The organism is Brevundimonas sp. (assembly GCF_029945885.1).
In the GTDB taxonomy this organism is placed as follows: Bacteria; Pseudomonadota; Alphaproteobacteria; order Caulobacterales; family Caulobacteraceae; genus Brevundimonas.
Genome location: NZ_JAQSDK010000003.1, coordinates 24,842 through 44,051, shown reverse-complemented (window position 1 = coordinate 44,051; position 19,210 = coordinate 24,842). Strand labels below are relative to the sequence as shown.

Below are 19,210 nucleotides of genomic sequence, written 5' to 3'. Positions count from 1 at the left end.
ACCGGCGAGGACAAGACCTTGACCAAGGACGACGGCGACCCGGCCCCCATTGCGGATACCACCGAGGCGGCGGGCCTGGAGCGGCTGCTGGCGCTGAAGAATGCCGACACCTTCCTGGTGGCGGACAGCTGGGGCGATCTGCGGTCCGGGGCCGACGGCCTGTTCGAGAGCGACACCCGGCTGCTGTCCCGCTTCGTGCTGACGGCCGGCGGCGTCCGCCCGTCGCGACTGAGCTCGGGCGTGTCGCGGGACAACGTCTATTTCTCCTGCCATTCGACCAACCGGCCGCTGCCGCCGATGGGTGGCAAGAGTACCCCCGCCGGGGTGCTGCATATTGAACGGCGGCGCTTTCTCCATGACCGGCGGATGTTCGAGCGGGTCCGGGTGGTCAATCACGGCATCAGCGACGTGCTGCTGCCACTGGCCTTCGGCTTCGCAGCCGATTTCGCCGACATTTTCGAAGTCCGCGGCACGGCGCGCCTGGCGCGCGGCCAACAGGCCGCGCCGGTCTGCGACGGACGCCGGGTGACCTTCAGCTATCGCGGGCTGGATGCGGTCGAACGGCGCTGCTGCATCAGTTTTTCCGAGCCGCCGGCCCGGCTGGGGCCGGACCATGCCGAATTCATGTTCAGCCTGCCCAAGGGCCAGAAGATCGACCTGTATATCGAGGTCGGCGAGGCGGTCGACGACACGCCGGACGCCCGGCGCTGGCGGCTGTGCGGGGTGATGGCCCAGTTGCAGATGCGCAGGCGGCGGCGCAGCGGGGCCTCGGTGCGGGTGCCGCGCAACCCCCTGTTCAACCAGTGGCTGGACCAGTCGCGCGCCGACGTGGCCCTGCTGACCACCGACCTGCCGACCGGGCCCTATCCCTACGCCGGGGTGCCGTGGTTCTCGACCCCGTTCGGGCGCGACGGCATCATCACGGCCTGGCAGATGCTGTGGCTGGACCCGGCCCTGGCCCGGGGGGTGCTGACCTATCTGGCCGGGCGGCAGGCGACCGAAACCTCGGCCTTCCAGGACGCCACACCCGGCAAGATCATGCACGAGACCCGCGGCGGCGAGATGTCCGCCCTGGGGGAGGTGCCGTTCGGCCTCTACTACGGCGGGGTCGACACCACCTGTCTGTTCTTGGCCCTGGCCGGGGCCTATGCCCGGCGCAGCGGCGATCTGGAGCTGATCCGGGCCATCTGGCCCAATCTGGTGGCCGCCGCCGACTGGATGCGGGACTCGGGCGACTCCAACGGCGACGGCCTGATCGACTATGCCCGGGCCGCCGAGACCGGCCTGTCCAACCAGGGCTGGAAGGATTCCGAGGACTCGATCTTTCACAAGGATGGACGCTTTCCCAAGGGGCCGGTCGCCCTGCTGGAGGTGCAGGGCTATGCCTTTGCCGCCTGGCAGGCCATGGCCGATCTCGGGCGGCGGCTGGACGACCCTCGTGCTGCGGAATGGCACGAACGGGCCGAGACGCTGCGGGCCCAGGTCGAGGACCGGTTCTGGCTGGAGAAGGAGGGGTTCTATGCCATCGCCCTCGACGGCGACGGCGTCCCCTGCGAGGCCATCGCCTCAAACGCCGGCCACCTGCTGTTCACCGGCCTGGCCCACCCCGAGCGGGCCGAACGGGTCAGCCGACGCCTGCTGTCAGGCGAGTTTCGCACCGGCTGGGGCCTGCGGACCCTGGCGCGGGGCCAGGCCCGGTTCAATCCGATGAGCTATCACAACGGCTCGGTCTGGCCGCACGACACCGCCATGGGGGCCGCCGGCATGGCCCACTATGGCGAGCGCGACGCGGTGGCCCTGCTGATGGGTGAGATCTATTCGGCCGCCAGCCATTTCAACATGCGGCTGCCCGAGTTGTTCTGCGGCTTCGAGCGCCAGCCGGGCGAGGCCCCGATCGCCTATCCGGTCGCCTGCCTGCCCCAGGCCTGGGCGGCGGGATCGGTGTTCCTGATGATGCAGGCGGTGCTGGGTCTGCGCATCGACGCCTTCGAACAGACGGTGACCATCGTCAGTCCGTCCCTGCCGACCGGAATGGAGCGGCTGACGGTGACCGGTCTGCAGGTCGGTGAGGCCCGCACAGACCTGCTGTTCCGGCGGATCGGCGATCAGGTGGCGGTGACGCCGCGCAACAAGGTCGGCGACCTCAGGATCGTAACGCTGCGCTAGACCGCCGGGACGTAATCGCACCACCGACGGCGAGGCCCAGCGCCTTGCGGAACACGGTCGGCAGGTCGGCCAGAGCCTGTTCCGGGGCGGTCCAGACGAAATCGCCCGACCCTGTCGCCGTCCGGACCTCCAGCGTCAGGGCGAAATGGGTGAAGACATGGGTGATCGTCCCCGCCGCCCCCCAGTCGGCGGCGGCCGGCGGGACGGCCTCGGCGGGCACCGGCTGCCAGTCCGAGGTCGGCAGGCCCAGCATCCCGCCCAGCAACCCCTTGTCCGGCCGCGGCACCAGGGCGACCCGGCCCCGGTCGTCGAACAGCACGAACACCGTGCCGTGGCGGCGCGGGCGGTCAGCCCTGGCCGTCTTCAGCGGATAGCGTTCGGGTGCCCCGCCCGCAAAGGCGGCGCAATGGTCGGTCAACGGGCAGACCGCACACAGCGGCGTCCGCGGGCGACAGACGGTGGCCCCCAGATCCATCAGGGCCTGGGGCCAGTCGCCGGGGCGATCATCGGCGATCAGGGCCGCCGCCAGACGTTTCAGCTCGGGCTTGGCGGCCGGCAGGGGCGTCTCGACCGCGTACAGCCGGGCCATGACCCGTTCGACATTGCCGTCGACGACATTGGCAGGCCGGTCAAAGGCGATGGCGGCCACGGCGGCGGCGGTATAGGCCCCGACCCCTGGCAGGGCCAGCAGGGCGGCCTCGGTATCGGGAAAGACGCCGTCGTGGTCGGCGCTGACCGCCCGGGCGCAGGCCAGCAGGTTGCGGGCGCGGGCGTAGTAGCCGAGCCCGGCCCAGGCGGCCATGACCTCGGCATCCGGGGCGGCGGCCAGGGCCCCGACCGTCGGCCAGCGCTGAAGGAAGCTCAGGAAATACGGCGTGGCGTGGGGCACGGTGGTCTGCTGCAACATCACCTCGGACAGCCAGATCCGGTAGGGATCCTTCAGCCCACGGTCCGTCGGCCCGCTGCGCCACGGCAGGGACCGGGCATGGGCGTCATACCAGCCCAGCAGGGCGGCGCGGATCACGGGGATGTCACAGGGGACGGATGCCATCCCGCGCGCTATACAGGCGAAATGCGCCGCGATCTGCCCACTGACAGCGAAGTGCGCGAGATCCTCTCGCGCCGCCGGACGCGGCCCCTGCCCCGGTCCGCGCCGCAGGCCGGCCGCGCCCTGGCCCCGCTGATCAAACAACTGGACGCGAAATTCGGCCGCAGCGCCGGGACGCTGGAGCCGCGCTGGCGCGAGATCGTCGGCGACCGACTGGCCCGGGTGACGCGGCCGCAGAAATTGACCCGCGGCAAGGGCGGGGCCGGCGGTACGCTGGAACTGCGCGTGGCGGGCCCGGCCGCCCTGCTGGTGCAGCACCAGTCCGAAGACATCCTGGCCCGGGTCAATCTGTTCCTGGGCCCGGGCAGCGTCGACCGGCTGCGCATCGCCCAGGGCCCGATCAAGCCGCCGTCGGACCTGGCCCGGCCGGTCAATCGTATCGGCCCCCCGGCCCCGCCCCTGTCCGCCTCGGCCGAGGCTGAACTGGACGCCTCGCTCGCCCCGGCCCCGGATGGGCTGAAAGCCGCGCTGCAGCGGCTGGGACGGGCAGTTCTGGCCACGGACAAGCCGGGGAGCGATAACCGTCGCCGTTGACAAAACTTTGCCGCACCTGTTCTCGAAAATCATCGACACGCGCGTTTCCGGGGGAATCGCGCGATCGTCCCCGAAACCGCCCCCCGCTTCAAGGAAGCCGTCCATGCGCGATAAGATCACCGGCAAGTTTCGCTACGGCACCATGAGCCGCCGCGCGGCCCTGACCGCCGCCGCCCTGACCACCATGGCTGCCCTCGCCGGTTGCAGCGGTGCCGGGTCCGGTGGGGCGGCCGAAGGCGACATGGCCCTGGGCGCCCCCGAGGGTGCCAAGGTCACGGTGATCGAATATGCGTCGGTCACCTGCAGCCACTGCGCCGTCTGGCAGGAGCAGGTCTGGCCCCAGTTCAAGACCCGCTATGTCGACACCAACAAGGTCCGCTACATCTTCCGCGAGTTCCCGACGCCGCCCGCCGACATCGCCGCCGCCGGCTTCCTGATCGCCCGCTGCGCCGGCGAGGACAAATATTTCGACGTGATCCACGAGATCATGGCCAGCCAGCGCGAATGGCAGGCCGGTGTGCCGCCACGCTCGACCCTGGTCCGCGTCGCCACCGGTGCCGGGCTCAGCGAACAGCAGTTCCAGGCCTGTGTCAGCGACGAGGCCGCGATCAAGGCCCTGGACGCGCGGGTCAAGGCCGGCGTTGACGCCGGCGTCAACTCGACCCCGACCTTCCTGGTCAATGGCACCCGGGTGATCGACACCTCGCTGGAAAGCCTGTCGACGGCGATCGACGCCGAACTGGCCAAGGGCTGAACCGGTGACCGTGGTCCGGCGGCTGGTCCTGTCGATGCTGATGCTGGCGTTCACGCCGGTGTCGGCCCTGGCCGGGTCGCCGCCGGCCGTCACCGCCGGTGACCGGTTCATCGGTCGCGCCGATGCCCCGGTCACCGTGGTGGAATATGCGTCATTCGCCTGTTCCCACTGCGCGGACTGGCATCTGGTCGTCTATCCCGAGTTCAAGCGTCGCTTCATCGACACGGGTCAGGTCCGGCTGGTGTTCCGCAACCTGCCGACGGCCCCGACGGAAATCGCCCTGCCCGCCGCGGCCCTGGCGCGATGCGCCGCACCCGAGCGCTTCTATGATGTGGCCGGGGCCCTGATGCAGGGGCAGCGGGCGGTACTCTATGGCGGCGACCGGGGCGTCTGGTACGACAACGGCGTCGCTGTCAGCGGCCGGACACGGGCCCAGATCGATGCCTGTGTCGCCCTGCCCGCCACCCGGGCCGCCATTGAGGCCGACATCGACGGGGCCGTCGCCGCCGGGGTCGACAGCACCCCGACCCTGTTCGTCAACGGCCGTCAGGTGGCGGACCGCAGCATGGGCGGTCTGGCCGCAATGATCACCCCGCTCGTCGCCGCGCACTAACCGGGGGGCGGGAACCGTAATGCAGTTCCAGCGCCTCCGACTCGTCGGCTTCAAATCCTTCGTCGACCCGGCCGAATTCCATATCGAGCCGGGCCTGACCGGGATCGTCGGCCCCAACGGCTGCGGCAAGTCCAATGTGCTGGAAGGCCTGCGCTGGGTCATGGGGGCCAATTCGGCCAAGGCCATGCGCGGCCAGGGCATGGATGATGTGATCTTCGCCGGGGCCGCCGACCGCCCGCCGCGCAGCCATGCCGAGGTCCAGCTGACCATCGACAATGCCCAGCGCAAGGCCCCCCAGCCCTTCACCGACAGCCCGATGCTGGAGGTGTCGCGCCGCATCGACCGGGGCCAGGGGTCGACCTATCGCATCAACGGCAAGGAGGTGCGGGCCCGTGACGTCCAGCTGCTGTTCGCCGACGCCTCGACCGGGGCCAACAGCCCGGCCCTGGTGCGCCAGGGCCAGATCAGCGAGTTGATCGCCGCCAAGCCGCAGAACCGTCGCCGCATCCTAGAGGAGGCCGGCGGCGTGGCCGGCCTGCACACGCGCCGCCATGAGGCCGAGCTGCGGCTGAAGGCGGCCGAAACCAATCTGGACCGGCTGGACGACATCGGCCGCGAACTGGAGACGGCGCTGACGCGGTTGAAGCGCGAGGCGCGCCACGCGGAGAAATACAAGAAGATCTCGGCCGAGATCCGCGCCCTGCAGGCGGCCCTGCTGTTCGTGCGCTGGAATGACGCGCGCGTGGCCGCCGAGGGCGCGGCCACAGAACTGGCCGAGGCCGAACGGGTCGTGGCCGACACCACCGGAGCGGCGGCCCGGGCCCAGACCGCGGCCCTGACAGCCCAGGACGGACTGAAGCCGGCCCGCGAGGAGGATGCAGTGGCCGGGGCCCTGCTGCATCGCGCCTCGCTGGAGCGCGACCGACTGGACATGGCCGAACAGGCCGCGCGGGCCGAGGTCGAACGCCTGACCACCGAATTGGCGCGGATCGCCGCCGACAGCATCCGCGAGGCCGAAATGGCCGGAGATTCAGCCGCCGAGCTGGAGCGACTGGGCAGCGCCATTGCCGGGCTGGAGGCCGAGATCGCCGCCGCCCCGACGCGGACCCCCGAACTGGAACAGGCCCTCGCCACGGCCGAGGCCGGACGGGCTGCCGCCGATGCCGAGGTCGAACGGGTCGCCGGAACGGTGGCCTCGGTCGAGGCCCGGGCCAATGCGGAAACCGCCCGCAAACGCGATGCCGAGGCCCGGCTGGAGCGGGCGACCGCCGCCCTCGACAGCGCCCGCCGTGAGCGGGCGGCCCTGGGACCGCTGGAAACGCCGGAACTGGCCGCCGCCCGGGAGACCCTGGACCGGACCCAGGCCGACCTGCTGGCGGCGCGGACCGCCGTCGAGACCGTCGAGGCCGCGCGCGGCGATCGGGCGCGCGAGGAACAGGCTGCCCGCACTGCCGCCCGCGCCGCCGAGGACCGGCTGGGGCGGCTGCAGACCGAGGCGCGCGGCCTGGCCCAGCTGTTGACCACGGGCAAGCGCGACCATCCCCCGGCCCTGGACCGGGTCAGTGCCGACAAGGGCTATGAGGCCGCGCTGGCGGCGGCCCTGGGCGATGATCTGGATGCGGCCCTGGACAAGGCGGCGGCGGCCTACTGGGCCGGGGCCGCGGTGCCGAGTCCGGCCTGGCCGACCGGCGTGCGTCCGCTGTCGAACCATGTGCGCGCGCCGGACCAGCTGGCCGCGCGTCTGGCCCTGTGCGGCGTGACCGACCGCGGCACCATCGCCGCCCTGGCCGCTGCCCTGCCCGTCGGGGCGCGTCTGGTGACGGTCGAGGGTGACCTGTACCGCTGGGACGGGTTCGTAACCCGGGCCGAGGCCCCGCGCCCGGCAGCGGTCCGGCTGGAACAACGCACCCGGCTCGCCGAGCTGGAAGCCGGGATCGACCAGGGCCGGCCGGCGCTGGAGGCGGCGCAGGCGGCGCTGAAGACCGCCACCGAAGCCTTCCGTCAGTCCGAAGAGGCGGTGAAGACCGCGCGGCTGGCCCCGTTCGCCGCCGACAAGGCCGCCACGGCCGCCCGCGATCGCGTCGAGACCCTGGGCCGGGACCAGGCCCGGCGCGAGGCCCGGGCCCAGGCGCTGGACGAAACCCTGGTCCGGCTGGAGACCGAGGTCGCAGCGGCCGGAACGGCGCTGGACGAGGCCCTGTCGGTCGAATCCCCGTCGGAGACCCTGGACGGGCTGCGGGCAGAACTGGCCGGAGTCCGGGCGGCAGCCGAGACCGCGCGCGGTCTGGCGGCCCAGGCCCGGGCCGACCGCGACGCCGAGGCGCGGGAGCGGGCCGGACGCGAGGTCCGGCTGGCCGGACTGGCGCGCGAGCGCGACGGCTGGAGCGGGCGGGCCCGTGACAGCGCCGCGCGCGTGGTCACCCTCGACAAGGACCGGGATCGCACCGCCGCCCTGCTGAAACAGGCCGAAGGCGCGCCCGAGGCCCTGGCGGCCAAACGCTCCTCCCTGCTGGACGCCCTGGCCACCGCCGAGATCCGCCGCAAGGCTGCCGGCGACGCCCTGGCCGTGGTCGAGACCGCCGCGGTCGAGGCCGACCGCACCGCGCGCGCCGCCGAAGGCGCGGCATCCGCGGCCCGTGAGGCCCGGGCCGGTCTGGCCGCGCGGGCCGAGGCCACCGCCGAACGCCTGACCGAGGCCGAGACGACGGTGCGCGAGACCGCCCAGATGTCGCCCGAGGACCTGGGCCGGAAACTGACTGACGACGCCATCGCCCGCCCGCCGGACGCGGCCGGGGCCGAGAGCCTGCTGTTCGGACTGGAACGCGAGCGGGACGCCCTGGGGGCGGTCAATCTGCTGGCCGAGGAGGAGGCCGAGGAATACGGCGGCCGGCTGAACAGCATGCGGCTGGAGCGGTCCGACCTGACCGGGGCGATCGCCAAATTGCGCGATGGTATCGACGAGCTGAATGCCGAGGGCCGCGAACGTCTGATCGCCGCCTTCGACATCATCAATGATAATTTCAAGGCGCTGTTCGAGGCCCTGTTCGACGGCGGCCAGGCCGAGCTGAAACTGGTCGAGAGCGACGATCCGCTGGAGGCCGGGCTGGAGATCTTCGCCTGCCCGCCGGGCAAGCGGCTGTCGGTGATGAGCCTGATGTCGGGCGGCGAACAGGCGCTGACGGCGGCGGCGCTGATCTTCGCCGTCTTCCTGGCCAATCCGGCCCCGGTCTGCGTGCTGGACGAGGTCGACGCCCCGCTGGACGATGCCAATGTCGACCGCTTCTGCCGGATGCTGGACGAGATGCGCAACCGCACCGACACCCGCTTTATCGTGATCACCCACAATCCGGTGACGATGAGCCGGATGGACCGTCTGTACGGCGTGACCATGCCCGAGCGGGGGGTGTCGCAACTGGTCAGCGTCGACCTGACCCAGGCCGAGAAACTGGTCGCCTAGGCGGGACGGCTGGTCGACCGGCGCGCACGGCGACGCCGCGCGGCGCGCAGATCGGCGAGTGCCGGTCCCAGCAGGCTCCACGGCTCGACACAGTAGCGGGTGAACAGCCGTTTCGGGTCGACGACCAGACGGAACAGCCATTCCAGGCCCAGTCGCCCCATCCAGCGCGGCGCGGCCCGCTGCACACCGGCCTCATAGTCGAAGGCGGCCCCGACCGACAGGATGACCGCACACGGCAGGCTGGCGATATTGTCGACAATCCAGGCCTCCTGGCGCGGCATACCCATGCCGACGAACAGGATATTGGGCTGGAAATCATTCACGGCTGCCACGACACGGGCGTTGTCAGCGGAGCCCGGGGTCATATCGAAATAGCCGTCCTGGACCGCGATCGTGGCCCCGGGCGCGCGGACCGAGAGCCGCTGGGCAGCCCGTTCGGCGACGCCGGGTGCGCCGCCGACATACATGACGCGCCAGGCCTCGCGATTGGCCAGACTCCAGAAATGGTCGCGCCAGTCCAGATAGGTACAGCGATGGAAGGGACGGCTGGACAGGCCCAGAAGACGGCCGAACCACACCAGCGGGGTCGAATCCAGCTGGGTCAGGTCCGCGCGCTGGAAGAAGCGCCGCAGGGCCGGATCGCGACGGATCAGATACAGGCTGTGCAGGTTGTGGTTGGCGACGACCGATTTGCGCCCGGCCCGGACCCAGCGTTCGATATGGTGCATGACCTCTTCGGGCCGGACCAGATCGACGGGCTCCCCCAGCAGGGTGACGGTCTCTTCCGGACGGCGCTGGGCCCGGAACAGGCTGCGCGCGAGTCGACGACGGTCCGGAAGGGCCGCGGCAAGATCAAAGCCTGTGCGCTCGTGAAACATAAGGCCACGCTACAGCCTGTGTCTGTAGGTCAGGTTTTCGAAGGCGGTTAACGCCGGGTTGCCGTCCCGGCCGCCGTGGCCTCGACCTGGTCGGCCAGCCGGGCCGCCGCATCGGGCAGGGCCACGGACCGGGCCCCGGCCGCCATCGTCGCCAGTCGGGCCGGGTCAGACAGGACGGCGGCGAGGCTGGCGGTCAGGGTCTCCACGCTCGCCTCATCCTCGAGGATCATCACCGCCCCGCCGGCATTGACCAGCCCGCCGGCATTGAAGCGCTGGTGATCGTCCATGGCGATCTTCAGCGGGATCAGCAGCGACGGCAGGGCGGCGACGGCCAGTTCCGAACAGGTCGAGGCCCCGGCCCGGCCGATGACCAGATGCACCGACGACAGACGCGCGGCCATGTCGGTGAAGAAGGGCGCGACCTCGGCCTCGATTCCGGCCTCGCGATAGATGGCCTCGGCGGCCTCCAGCGTCTCGGGGCGGGACTGCTGCTGCACCACCAGACGGCTACGAACGGCCGGTGGCAGGGCCGCCAGGGCCCGCGGCGCGACCTCGGACAGGATGCGGGCCCCCTGGCTGCCGCCGGTGATCAGGACGCGGATCGGACCCGTCGCCGTCGGGGCCTTGTAGGGGCGATCGTACAGGGCCCGGATGTCCGGGCGCACCGGATTGCCGACCAGATGGACCCGGGACGCCAGCGGGGCCGGAACCCGTTCCAGCACCGGAAAGGACGAGGCGAGCGCCTTCACATACGGGGCCAGGATGCGATTGGTGCGGCCGAGGACGGCATTCTGTTCGTGCAGCAGGGTCGGCCGGCCCTGGCTGATCGCCGCCAGCAGGGCCGGGGCCGAGGGATAGCCCCCGAAGCCCACGGCCACGTCCACGTTCAGCCGACGGAAGGCCGAACGCGCCTGCAGCACGCCCCGACCGATGGCCAGACCCGCCTTCGCCAGACCGATCGGGCCGGAGCCGGTAGCGGCGTCCAGCGCCAGCCGTTCCTCGGCCGGAAAGGCTCCGGCATACTGCTCACCGCGCCGGTCCGTGGCCAGAACGATGCGCCAGCCGCGTGAGGCCAGCTCGCGGGCCAGGGCCTCGGCCGGGAACATATGGCCACCGGTGCCTCCGGCGGCGACGACACAGACTTTCGCAGACATGGACACTCCGAGTTTGCCCCGCCTCCTTACGTCACGCTCGCGACCGTGCCGAGGGCGGGCGCGCGAAATCAGGGCAGCAGGCGGCGGCGCTGGGGCAGGCTGGCCCCCGGCTCATAGGCCCCGGGGCGACGACGGGTCAGGGCCAGGGCGAACCCCATGGTCAGGCCCATGGCCAGCATCGACGACCCGCCGTAGCTGATGAAGGGCAGGGTCATCCCCTTGGTCGGGATCAGGTTCAGGTTCACCGCCACATTGATACAGGCCTGCAGCCCGATCAGGATGAACAGACCGGCCGCGGCCGTCTGTTCGAACGGATCATTCAGCTTCATCGCCCGGCTCATGCCGCGCAGGACGATGAAGGCGTAGAGGCCGATCATGGTCAGGGACAGGACCAGGCCGAACTCCTCTGCCCCGACCGAATAGATGAAGTCGGTATGCAGGTCGGGGACGTGGCGTTTCATCACCCCCTCGCCGACCCCGCGTCCGACCAGACCGCCGGCGCGAATCGCCTCGGAGGCGCGGTCGACCTGGTGGGTGTCCTCAACACCCGGCGAGATGAATTTGGCCAGACGTGTGCGCACATGCTCGAACAGGAAATAGATCGAGAACATACCGGCCAGCACCATCCCCCCCAGCACCGCCATCCATTTCAGCGGCACCCCGGCCATGAAGAAGACGGCCATGAAGGTGGTGGTGATCAGCAGGGTCTGGCCGATGTCCGGCTGGATCAGCAGCAGGAAAACAGTGGCCGCATAGAAGCCGAAAGCGATCGAGACGCCGGGCACCCCCTGCCCCTTCTGGGTCTCGGCGAACATCCAGGCGGCAAAGACGATCAGGGCCGGCTTGGCGAATTCGGACGGCTGCAGGCTGAACGGGCCCAGGTTGATCCAGCGCGCTGCCCCCTTCACCGTGTCACCGATAAAGGGCAGCAGGGCCATGACCACCAACGCCCCGCACAGGGCCAGGACGGCGATGCGCCGCACGCCGCGTGGCGACAGCAGGGAGGTGGTCAGCATGATGCCGAGGCCCAAGAAGGCCCAGATGAGCATCCGCCACGAATAGTGGAACGGGTCGGTAATCGACTCATCGGCGAGGATGGCCGCGGGGCTGGAGGCAAAGCTGAGCGCGACGCCCAGCCCCATCAGACCGAGCGCCGCGCCCAGCAGGCCACGGTCGACGGTCCAGAACCATTTGGCGATCGGGCCCTGGTCGTTGCGCGAGAAGGCGGGGGTATAGCCGTGGGTCATGCGCTCGCCGCCGGGGTTGCGCCCAGCGCCAGGACCGCGGCGCGGAACGCCTCGCCCCGGGCCTCGAAGTCGTGATACTGGTCGAAACTGGCGGCGGCGGGCGACAGCAGGACGACCTGCGGCCCGTCGGTTTCGGCGACCTCGGCCGCGTCGGCGGCGGCCTGGGCCACGGCCGCGGCCATGTCGCCGCTGATCTGGTGCGACACGCCGGACAGGGTGCGGGCGAAGTCCGGTGCCGCCTCGCCGATCAGATAGGCCCGGGCGACCCGGGGAAACAGGTCGGCCAGATCGTCGATCCCGCCGGTCTTGGCCCGGCCGCCGGCGATCCAGAACACCGACGGATAGCTGAGCAGCGCCTGCCGCGCGGCGTCGGTATTGGTGGCCTTGGAATCATTGATGAAGCGCACGGCACCGAGGGTGGCGACGGGCTCCATCCGGTGGGCGAGGCCGGGGAAGGTCATCAGGCCCTTGGCCGCCACCTCGCGCGGCACGCCCAACGCCCGGGCCGCGCCCCAGGCGAAGGCGGCATTCTGGGCGTTGTGCCGACCGGGCAGCGAGCGGGCGGTGGACAGGTCGAGGTCTGGCTCGCCCTCAACCTTCAACACACCGTCGCCCGCCCCTATTCCGTGCATCCCCGCGAAGGCGGGGACCCAGGCTTTGGCCCCGTACCCGGTGACTGCGTGCCCATCGGCCGCGCCTGCAATACCGGTGCGGTCGCGCAAACCTGGGTCCCCGCCTTCGCGGGGCTGCACGGATGTGGATACGGTCGTGACCCGGTGGCCGGCGGCAGCGAGATCACGGGCCAATGTCCGCCCCCAATTCTCGTCCGTGCCGACCAGGGCCACGGCCTGCGGGCCCAGCGCCTGAAACAACCGCGCCTTGGCCGCCACATAGCCGTCCATCCCGCCGTGCCGGTCCAGATGGTCGGGGCTGATATTGGTCAGGATGGCCACGTCCGGGGCGAAACTGGTGGTCAGGTCCAGCTGGTAGCTCGAAACCTCGATCACATAGACGGCCTTCGCCGGAGCGCGGACCTTCAGGTCCGCCTCTTGCCCGCCGTCCGTGGGCGGACCTGAAGGTCCGCGCTCCCGGAAGCCCGGCAGGGCGAGGACACCGATGCCGATATTGCCCCCGACATGGACGGTCAGACCCGCCTGCTGCAGCACCCAGCCGATCAGGGCCGTGGTCGTCGACTTGCCGTTGGTGCCGGTGATGGCCACCACCTTCGGCCGGTCGGCTTGCGGCAGGGCCGCGATGGCGCGGGCGAACAGTTCGATGTCGCCGATGACCGGGACCCCGGCCTCGGCGGCCTTCACCACGGTCCAGTGCGGCACCGGATGGGTCAGGGGCGCGCCGGGCGACAGGACCAGGGCTGCGAAGCCCGACCAGTCGGCCACGGTCAGGTCCTCGACATCGAAGCCCTCGGCCTGGGCCTGCATGCGGCTGGAGACGCTGTCGTCCCACAACACCGGCCGGGCCCCGCCGGCCTTCAGCGCGCGCGCGGCCGTGATCCCCGACCGTCCCAGGCCGAAGACCGCGATGCGCCGCCCTTCGAAACCGGGAACGGGGATCATGGCGCTATCGCAGCTTCAGCGTGGCCAGACCGGCCAGGGCCAGCATGGCCGAAACGATCCAGAAGCGGATCACCACCGTCGATTCCGGCCAGCCCAGTTTTTCGAAATGGTGGTGGATCGGGGCCATCAGGAAGATGCGCTTCTTCGTGGCCTTGAAATAGGCGACCTGGATCATGACCGAGGCGGCCTCGATCACGAACAGGCCGCCGACGATGCCCAGCACCAGCTCATGCTTGGTGGCCACGGCGATCGCGCCCAGCGCGCCGCCCAGGGCCAGCGATCCGGTGTCGCCCATGAAGATCTTGGCCGGGGGCGCATTGTACCAGAGGAAGCCCGTGCCCCCGCCGATGATCGCCGCGCAGAACACCGCCAGCTCACCCGCGCCGGGCACGTGGTGGATCTGCAGATATTCCGAGAAGATGAAATTGCCGACCAGATAGGTGATCATGCCGAAGGCGGCCGCGGCCATCATCACCGGCACGATGGCCAGGCCGTCGAGACCGTCGGTCAGGTTCACCGCATTGGAGAAGCCGACGATCGTGAAGGCGGCGAACACCACATAGAACCAGCCGATGTTCAGCAGCACCGCCTTGAAGAAGGGGAAGGCGATCGAGGTTTCCAGATTGGGCGTGGTCGGCGAGGCCGTCATCCACAGCACGGTCAGAACCCCGGCGACCACGGCGATGGCGGTCTGGGCCAGCAGCTTCTGTTTCGAGGACAGGCCGGCCGAAGTCTGTTTGGTGACCTTGGCATAGTCGTCGATGAAGCCCAACACCCCGAAGGCCGCCGTCACCAGCGACACGATCCAGATATAGGGATTGGTCAGGTCGCCCCACAGAAAGACGGCGACGGCGATCCCGGCCAGGATCATCAGCCCGCCCATGGTCGGGGTGCCGACCTTGGACAGGTGACTGACGGGACCGTCGGCACGGATCGGCTGGCCCTTGCCCTGTTTGGCCCGCATCCAGGCGATGAACCGACTGCCCATGGCCACCGCGACGATCATGGCCGTGGCCATGGCCAGGGCGACCCGCACCGTCTGGTACTGAACCAGATTCAGCAGCGGATAATCCTGAGCGATATCCGCGTAGTAGAGGTAGAGCAGGTAGAACATCAGACGCTCCCTATTGCGTCGTTAAACCGGGCGTCGTGACGGCGTTCGAGGTCGGCCAGGGCGGCGGCGACCAGGGAGGCTTTCGATCCGTTGGAGCCCTTGACCATGACCACGTCACGGGGGTTCACCAGATCATCGGCATGTTCGGCGAGTTCGGCGGCGGTGGCGAACCACAGGCCACGGCGTTCAGGGGCCACGGCCTCGTACAGATGGCGCATCTGCGGCCCGGCGGCGTGGACCACATCGATGGCGGCGGCCTCGATCACCTCGGCCAGACCCTCGTGCAGGGCGCGCGACTGGTCGCCCAGTTCCAGCATGTCCGACAGGACGATGACCCGCCGCCCGCCCGAGGCGACGGCCCGCGCCCCGAGGCTGAGGAAACCGGCCCGCATCGACAGCGGATTGGCGTTGTAGCTCTCGTCGATCAGGGTGAAGGCCCCGCCCGTGACGTTGACGCTGCGGATCTGGCCACGGCCGACCAGGGGTTCGAAGTCCGACAGGGCGGCCAGGGCCGTCTCGATCGGCACGTCCAGTGCCTCCAGCATCAGGATCACGGCCAGGCTGTTCAGCCCCCAGTGGAAGCCCGACTGGCGCAGGTTGAAATGATGGGTACGGCCGCGCACCTCGGCCGAGACCCGCGCGCCGTCGGGACCGGGCCGGAAATCAATCAGCCGCGCGTCATGGCCGGGTTCGGAGCCGAAGGTCGCGATCCGGGCCCCCGCATGCAGGGCCGCCTGGTGCAGCATCGGCTGCCACGGATTGTCGCCGTTGATCACCGCCATGCCGCCGGGGCCGAGGCCTTCGAAGATGGCTGATTTCTCGCGGGCGACGCCGGTCTCGCCGTCGCTGAACCCCTCGATATGGACCGGGCCGACCGTGGTCACACAGGCGGCGTGGGGCTGGACCATCCGGCTCAACGGACCGATCTCGCCGGGCGCGTTCATGCCGATCTCGAACACGGCCCGCTCGACCGAGGCCGGCATCCGGGCCAGGGTCAGGGGCACGCCGATATGGTTGTTGTAGCTCTTGATCGAGGCATGGGCCGGACCGGCCAGGTCGAGCCCGGCCTTGATCGCCTGGGTCACGCTGGTCTTGCCGACCGAGCCGGTCACGGCCCCGCGCCGGACCTGCGGAGCCCGGTCGCGGGCGGCCGCCCCCAGGGCCTCAAGCGCGCGCAGGGTGTCGGGCACGACGATACAGGGACCGCCGTCGACCGGATGTTCAACCAGGGCCCCGGCCGCACCGGCGGCGAAGGCCGAGGCGGCGAATTCATGACCGTCACGCGCGCCGCGCAGGGCGATGAACAGGTCGCCCGGCACGATCTCGCGGCTATTATAGGTGATGCCGTTGGCCTGAAAGGCCCCGCCTTCGATCCGGCCACCGGTGGCCAGGGCGATGTCGGGGGCGGTCCAGAGGGGCGGTTGGGAGTCAGGCATGAACGCGGAGGGCCTCGGTCGCGACGGTGGCGTCGTCGAACGGATGAGTCATCCCGCCAACGATCTGACCCTGTTCATGCCCTTTTCCGGCGATGACCACCACATCCCCGTCACGCATCATGGCCACGGCCTCGGCGATGGCGGCGGCGCGGTCGCCGATCTCCTGCGCGTCGGGACAGCCGGCCCGGACCGCCTTGCGGATGGCGGCGGGATCCTCGGACCGGGGATTGTCGTCGGTGACGATGGCCACATCGGCCAGACGCCCGGCGATCTCGCCCATCAGCGGCCGTTTGGCCCGGTCACGATCGCCGCCGGCCCCGAACACCACGATCAGCCGACCGCGGGCATGGGGCCGCAGGGCGGTGAGAACCGTCTCGAGCCCGTCCGGCGTGTGGGCATAGTCGACATAGACCTCGCCCCGGGTCGCGCCGGGGATACGCTGCAGCCGACCTTCCGCGCCCTGCAGGGTCGACAGGGCGGCAAGGACCCGATCGGGCGACTCGCCGGCGGCGATGCACAGGCCCGCCGCGACCAGGGCGTTCGAGGCCTGGAAGGCCCCGGCCAACGGCAGCAGCACGTCGTGCAGTTCACCCCGGACATCGATGGTCAGTCGCTGACCCTCGGCGGTCGGACGGCGCTCGACCAGGGTCAGGTCGCGCCCGCGCTGGCCGACGCCCAGCAGGCCCAGCCCCGACATGATGCTGGCCGAGGCGAAGCTGGAATAGGTGTCGGAGTCGGCGTTCAGCACGGCGGTGCGGCCGCGCGGCAACAGGGTCTCGAACAGCCGCATCTTGGCGGCGCGATAGCCCTCCATCGTGCCGTGATAGTCGAGATGATCCTGGGACAGGTTGGTGAAGGCCGCGGCCTTCAGCGTCACCCCGTCGAGCCTGCGCTGGTCGATGCCGTGCGACGAGGCCTCCAGCGCCAGATGGGTGACGCCCTGGCCCGCGAGACGGGCCAGCAGCCGGGCAGCGTCAGCGGCGTCGGGACTGGTCAGCCCCGGCGGCGTCAGGGACTCGCAGACCTGACCGGACTGGGTCACCACTCCGAGGGTGCCCATACTGGCGGCCTTGATGTCCAGCGCCGCCCAGATCTGGCGGCAGAAGGTGGCGACCGAGGTCTTGCCGTTGGTGCCGGTGACGGCGACGCAGACGGCGGGCTGGCTCCCGTAGAAGCTGCGCGCGGCGATGGCATAGGCGCGCCGTACGTCGCCCGAGGTGACGAGGACCGGGGCCGAACCGTCGGGCGTGTCCTGGGGAGCCAGAACCGCCGCCGCGCCGCGCGACAGGGCCTGGGGAATGAAGGCGCGACCGTCAGCGACCGTTCCAGGCAGGGCCACGAACAGGGATCCCGGGGCGACCTGACGGCTGTCGGCGGTGACGCCGGTGATCACGGGATCGGAGGCGAGGTCGCGTCGCAGCAGATCGGACAGGCGCAGGCCGCTCATCGCACGACCCCGTCCGTCGCGGCCGGAACGGCGACCCGCTCGCCGAGCGCCGTGCGCCAGGCGTCGGCGCGCCGCTGGACGCCGAGGAAGGGCGCGATACGGTCGGCGATACGGCCCACGGCGGGGGCGGCGACATAGCCCCCGGTCCGCGGCCAGGCAGAGGGTTCGTCCATCAGGATCAGGATCGAATAGCGGCGTGCGTCGACCGGGCCGTCGGCGGGGAAGACGGCGGCGAAGGTGCCGACCGCATGGGTCGGGTCATAGTGGCCGCCGACCAGTTTGTTGGCCGAGCCGGTCTTGCCGCCGACCCGAAGGCCCGGGGCCTCGGCGAAGCCGCCCGAGCCGCGCACGACGTTCAGACGCAGCAGGTCGAGCAGGGTGCGCGAGGTCTCGGGCGAGACCACCTGGCGACCGCGCACCGGGGTGCCGTCACCCTTGCGCAGGGTCAGGGGAATGAAGCGACCGCCATTGGTCAGGGCCCCCATGGCCGCCGCCATCTGGGCCGGGGTGATCATGATGCCGTAGCCGAAGGAGAGTGACGCCAGGGTCGAGTCATCCCAGCGACGCGGACGCCGCGGCCGGGCCGACTCTTTCAGCTCGATCGGGGCCGCGTCCATCAGGCCGAAGCGGGTGAAATAGTCCCGCATGACCGAGCCGCCCATCTCGATCGCCAGCCGCGAGGTGCCAATGTTGGAGGAGTGGAGATAGACCTCCTCCAGCGTCATCACGCGATTCTGGGCGTGGAAGTCGGTGATCTTGCGGTTGCCGACCATGAAGGCTTCCGAGGCGTCGAACCGGGTGTTGATGTCGGCCTGGCCTGTATCGAGACCGGCGGCCACGGTGAAGGTCTTGAACACCGACCCCATTTCGTAATGGGCCGAGGTCACGCGATCGAGCCGGTCGCTGGTCGGCCAGCTGGCCAGGCCGAGGACCTCGCCGGTCTGGACATCGGTGATGATGCCGACCGCGCCCTTGGCCCCGTTGGCCTCGGCGGCGGCGGCCAGTTCATTCTCCAGCACGCCCTGGACCCGCAGGTCGATCGACAGGGCGAAGGGCACGCCGCGCGCGCCGGCCTCGCGGATCTCGTCATTGAAGGCCAGTTCGGCCCCCGAAATTCCCCGCCCGCCGGTGTCGGCGTCGCCGATGACGTGAGTGGCCGAGGTGCCCAGCGGATAGACGCGCCGGTCCTCGGGCTCGAATGACAGGCCGCCCAGCGCCAGGGCGTGGAGCCGTCGGCGCTCGGCCGGGGTCAGGCCGGGCATGACGATCAGCCGGCGGTCCCCGTTCAGCACCCGACGCAGGCGCGCCGACGACACGGCCGGGAGGGCCCGCTTGATCTGGACCGCCGCCGCCTCGCGGTCCCAGACCTCGGCCGGATCGATATAGAAGGCGTAGTGGACGATATTGGTGGCCAGCAGGGCACCGTTGCGATCGACCAGATCGCCCCGCACCAGGGCATTGGGATTGGTGGCATAGCCGCCGCCGCCGCGCGGCGACATCAGGGCCGCATGGGTCGCCCCCACGGCCAGTCCCGCGAACACCAGGGCGAACACGCCCAGGATCAGGAAGATCCGGACGCGGGCATCCTCCTCGGGCCGGGCATGGGCCCGGGCGCGACCGAAGGCATGTTCGACCCACCAGATACCCTCGGCGAACCAGCGCCAGGTCGGCGACACGCGCCGACCCGGCATCAGGCCGGGCGCGGGACGGTCATAGGCGGAATGATGG

Annotated in this window: 14 protein-coding genes; 5 read left to right on the top strand and 9 right to left on the bottom strand. The window is 70.6% G+C overall.

What is annotated here, in order from left to right; genetic code table 11:
* Positions 1 to 18 precede the first annotated feature (18 nt).
* Positions 19 to 2,166: an amylo-alpha-1,6-glucosidase gene (locus tag PSV00_RS02435; RefSeq protein ID WP_300444393.1), complete on the top strand. Its 2,148-nt coding sequence runs from the start codon at positions 19 to 21 to the stop codon at positions 2,164 to 2,166.
* Here the strand turns inward: PSV00_RS02435 and mutY are convergent.
* Positions 2,144 to 3,217 (bottom strand): A/G-specific adenine glycosylase, encoded by a 1,074-nt coding sequence (mutY, locus tag PSV00_RS02430; protein ID WP_300444391.1) that lies wholly within the window; start codon positions 3,215 to 3,217, stop codon positions 2,144 to 2,146. The two genes, PSV00_RS02435 and mutY, sit on opposite strands and share 23 nt — an antisense overlap.
* Before the next feature lie 21 nt (positions 3,218 to 3,238).
* On the opposite strand from mutY, the gene PSV00_RS02425 reads away from it, so the two are divergent.
* The 4 genes from PSV00_RS02425 (at position 3,239) to smc (ending at position 8,632) form a co-directional block, all read left to right on the top strand.
* Complete coding sequence (locus PSV00_RS02425) at positions 3,239 to 3,808, top strand: DciA family protein (RefSeq protein ID WP_300444390.1); 570 nt, start codon at positions 3,239 to 3,241, stop codon at positions 3,806 to 3,808.
* Positions 3,809 to 3,911: 103 nt separating this feature from the next.
* Complete coding sequence (locus PSV00_RS02420) at positions 3,912 to 4,562, top strand: DsbA family protein (RefSeq protein WP_300444388.1); 651 nt, start codon at positions 3,912 to 3,914, stop codon at positions 4,560 to 4,562.
* A 4-nt stretch (positions 4,563 to 4,566) separates the two neighbouring features.
* Positions 4,567 to 5,175, top strand: a complete 609-nt coding sequence (locus tag PSV00_RS02415) for a thioredoxin domain-containing protein (protein WP_300444385.1) — start codon at positions 4,567 to 4,569, stop codon at positions 5,173 to 5,175.
* A gap of 19 nt (positions 5,176 to 5,194) precedes the next feature.
* Positions 5,195 to 8,632 carry a chromosome segregation protein SMC gene (gene smc / locus PSV00_RS02410; RefSeq protein WP_300444382.1) on the top strand — a complete coding sequence of 1,146 codons (3,438 nt, stop codon included), beginning with the start codon at positions 5,195 to 5,197 and terminating at the stop codon, positions 8,630 to 8,632.
* On the opposite strand, the gene PSV00_RS02405 is transcribed toward smc, so the two are convergent.
* The 8 genes from PSV00_RS02405 to PSV00_RS02370 form a co-directional block, all read right to left on the bottom strand.
* On the bottom strand, positions 8,629 to 9,510 hold the full coding sequence (locus PSV00_RS02405; RefSeq protein WP_300444379.1) for a WecB/TagA/CpsF family glycosyltransferase: 882 nt from the start codon (positions 9,508 to 9,510) through the stop codon (positions 8,629 to 8,631). The genes smc and PSV00_RS02405 overlap by 4 nt on opposite strands.
* Positions 9,511 to 9,557: 47 nt before the next feature.
* Positions 9,558 to 10,664 (bottom strand): undecaprenyldiphospho-muramoylpentapeptide beta-N-acetylglucosaminyltransferase, encoded by a 1,107-nt coding sequence (gene murG, locus PSV00_RS02400; protein ID WP_300444376.1) that lies wholly within the window; start codon positions 10,662 to 10,664, stop codon positions 9,558 to 9,560.
* 68 nt (positions 10,665 to 10,732) lie between these two features.
* A complete protein-coding gene (gene ftsW / locus PSV00_RS02395) occupies positions 10,733 to 11,911 on the bottom strand; it encodes a putative lipid II flippase FtsW (protein ID WP_300444373.1) in 1,179 nt (392 codons plus the stop codon).
* Positions 11,908 to 13,485, bottom strand: coding sequence for a UDP-N-acetylmuramoyl-L-alanine--D-glutamate ligase (gene murD / locus PSV00_RS02390; protein WP_300444370.1), 1,578 nt, complete (start codon positions 13,483 to 13,485; stop codon positions 11,908 to 11,910). Before murD ends, ftsW begins: the two co-directional genes overlap by 4 nt.
* Positions 13,486 to 13,489: 4 nt before the next feature.
* Complete coding sequence (gene mraY, locus PSV00_RS02385) at positions 13,490 to 14,599, bottom strand: phospho-N-acetylmuramoyl-pentapeptide-transferase (protein WP_300444367.1); 1,110 nt, start codon at positions 14,597 to 14,599, stop codon at positions 13,490 to 13,492.
* Positions 14,599 to 16,035, bottom strand: a complete 1,437-nt coding sequence (gene murF / locus PSV00_RS02380) for a UDP-N-acetylmuramoyl-tripeptide--D-alanyl-D-alanine ligase (protein WP_300444366.1) — start codon at positions 16,033 to 16,035, stop codon at positions 14,599 to 14,601. The genes mraY and murF overlap by 1 nt, the downstream gene beginning before the upstream one ends.
* Positions 16,028 to 17,482 (bottom strand): UDP-N-acetylmuramoyl-L-alanyl-D-glutamate--2,6-diaminopimelate ligase, encoded by a 1,455-nt coding sequence (locus PSV00_RS02375; RefSeq protein WP_300444363.1) that lies wholly within the window; start codon positions 17,480 to 17,482, stop codon positions 16,028 to 16,030. Before PSV00_RS02375 ends, murF begins: the two co-directional genes overlap by 8 nt.
* Entirely contained in the window at positions 17,479 to 19,173 is a 1,695-nt protein-coding gene (locus tag PSV00_RS02370; protein WP_300444451.1) for a penicillin-binding protein 2, read from the bottom strand. The genes PSV00_RS02375 and PSV00_RS02370 overlap by 4 nt, the downstream gene beginning before the upstream one ends.
* Positions 19,174 to 19,210: the final 37 nt, after the last annotated feature.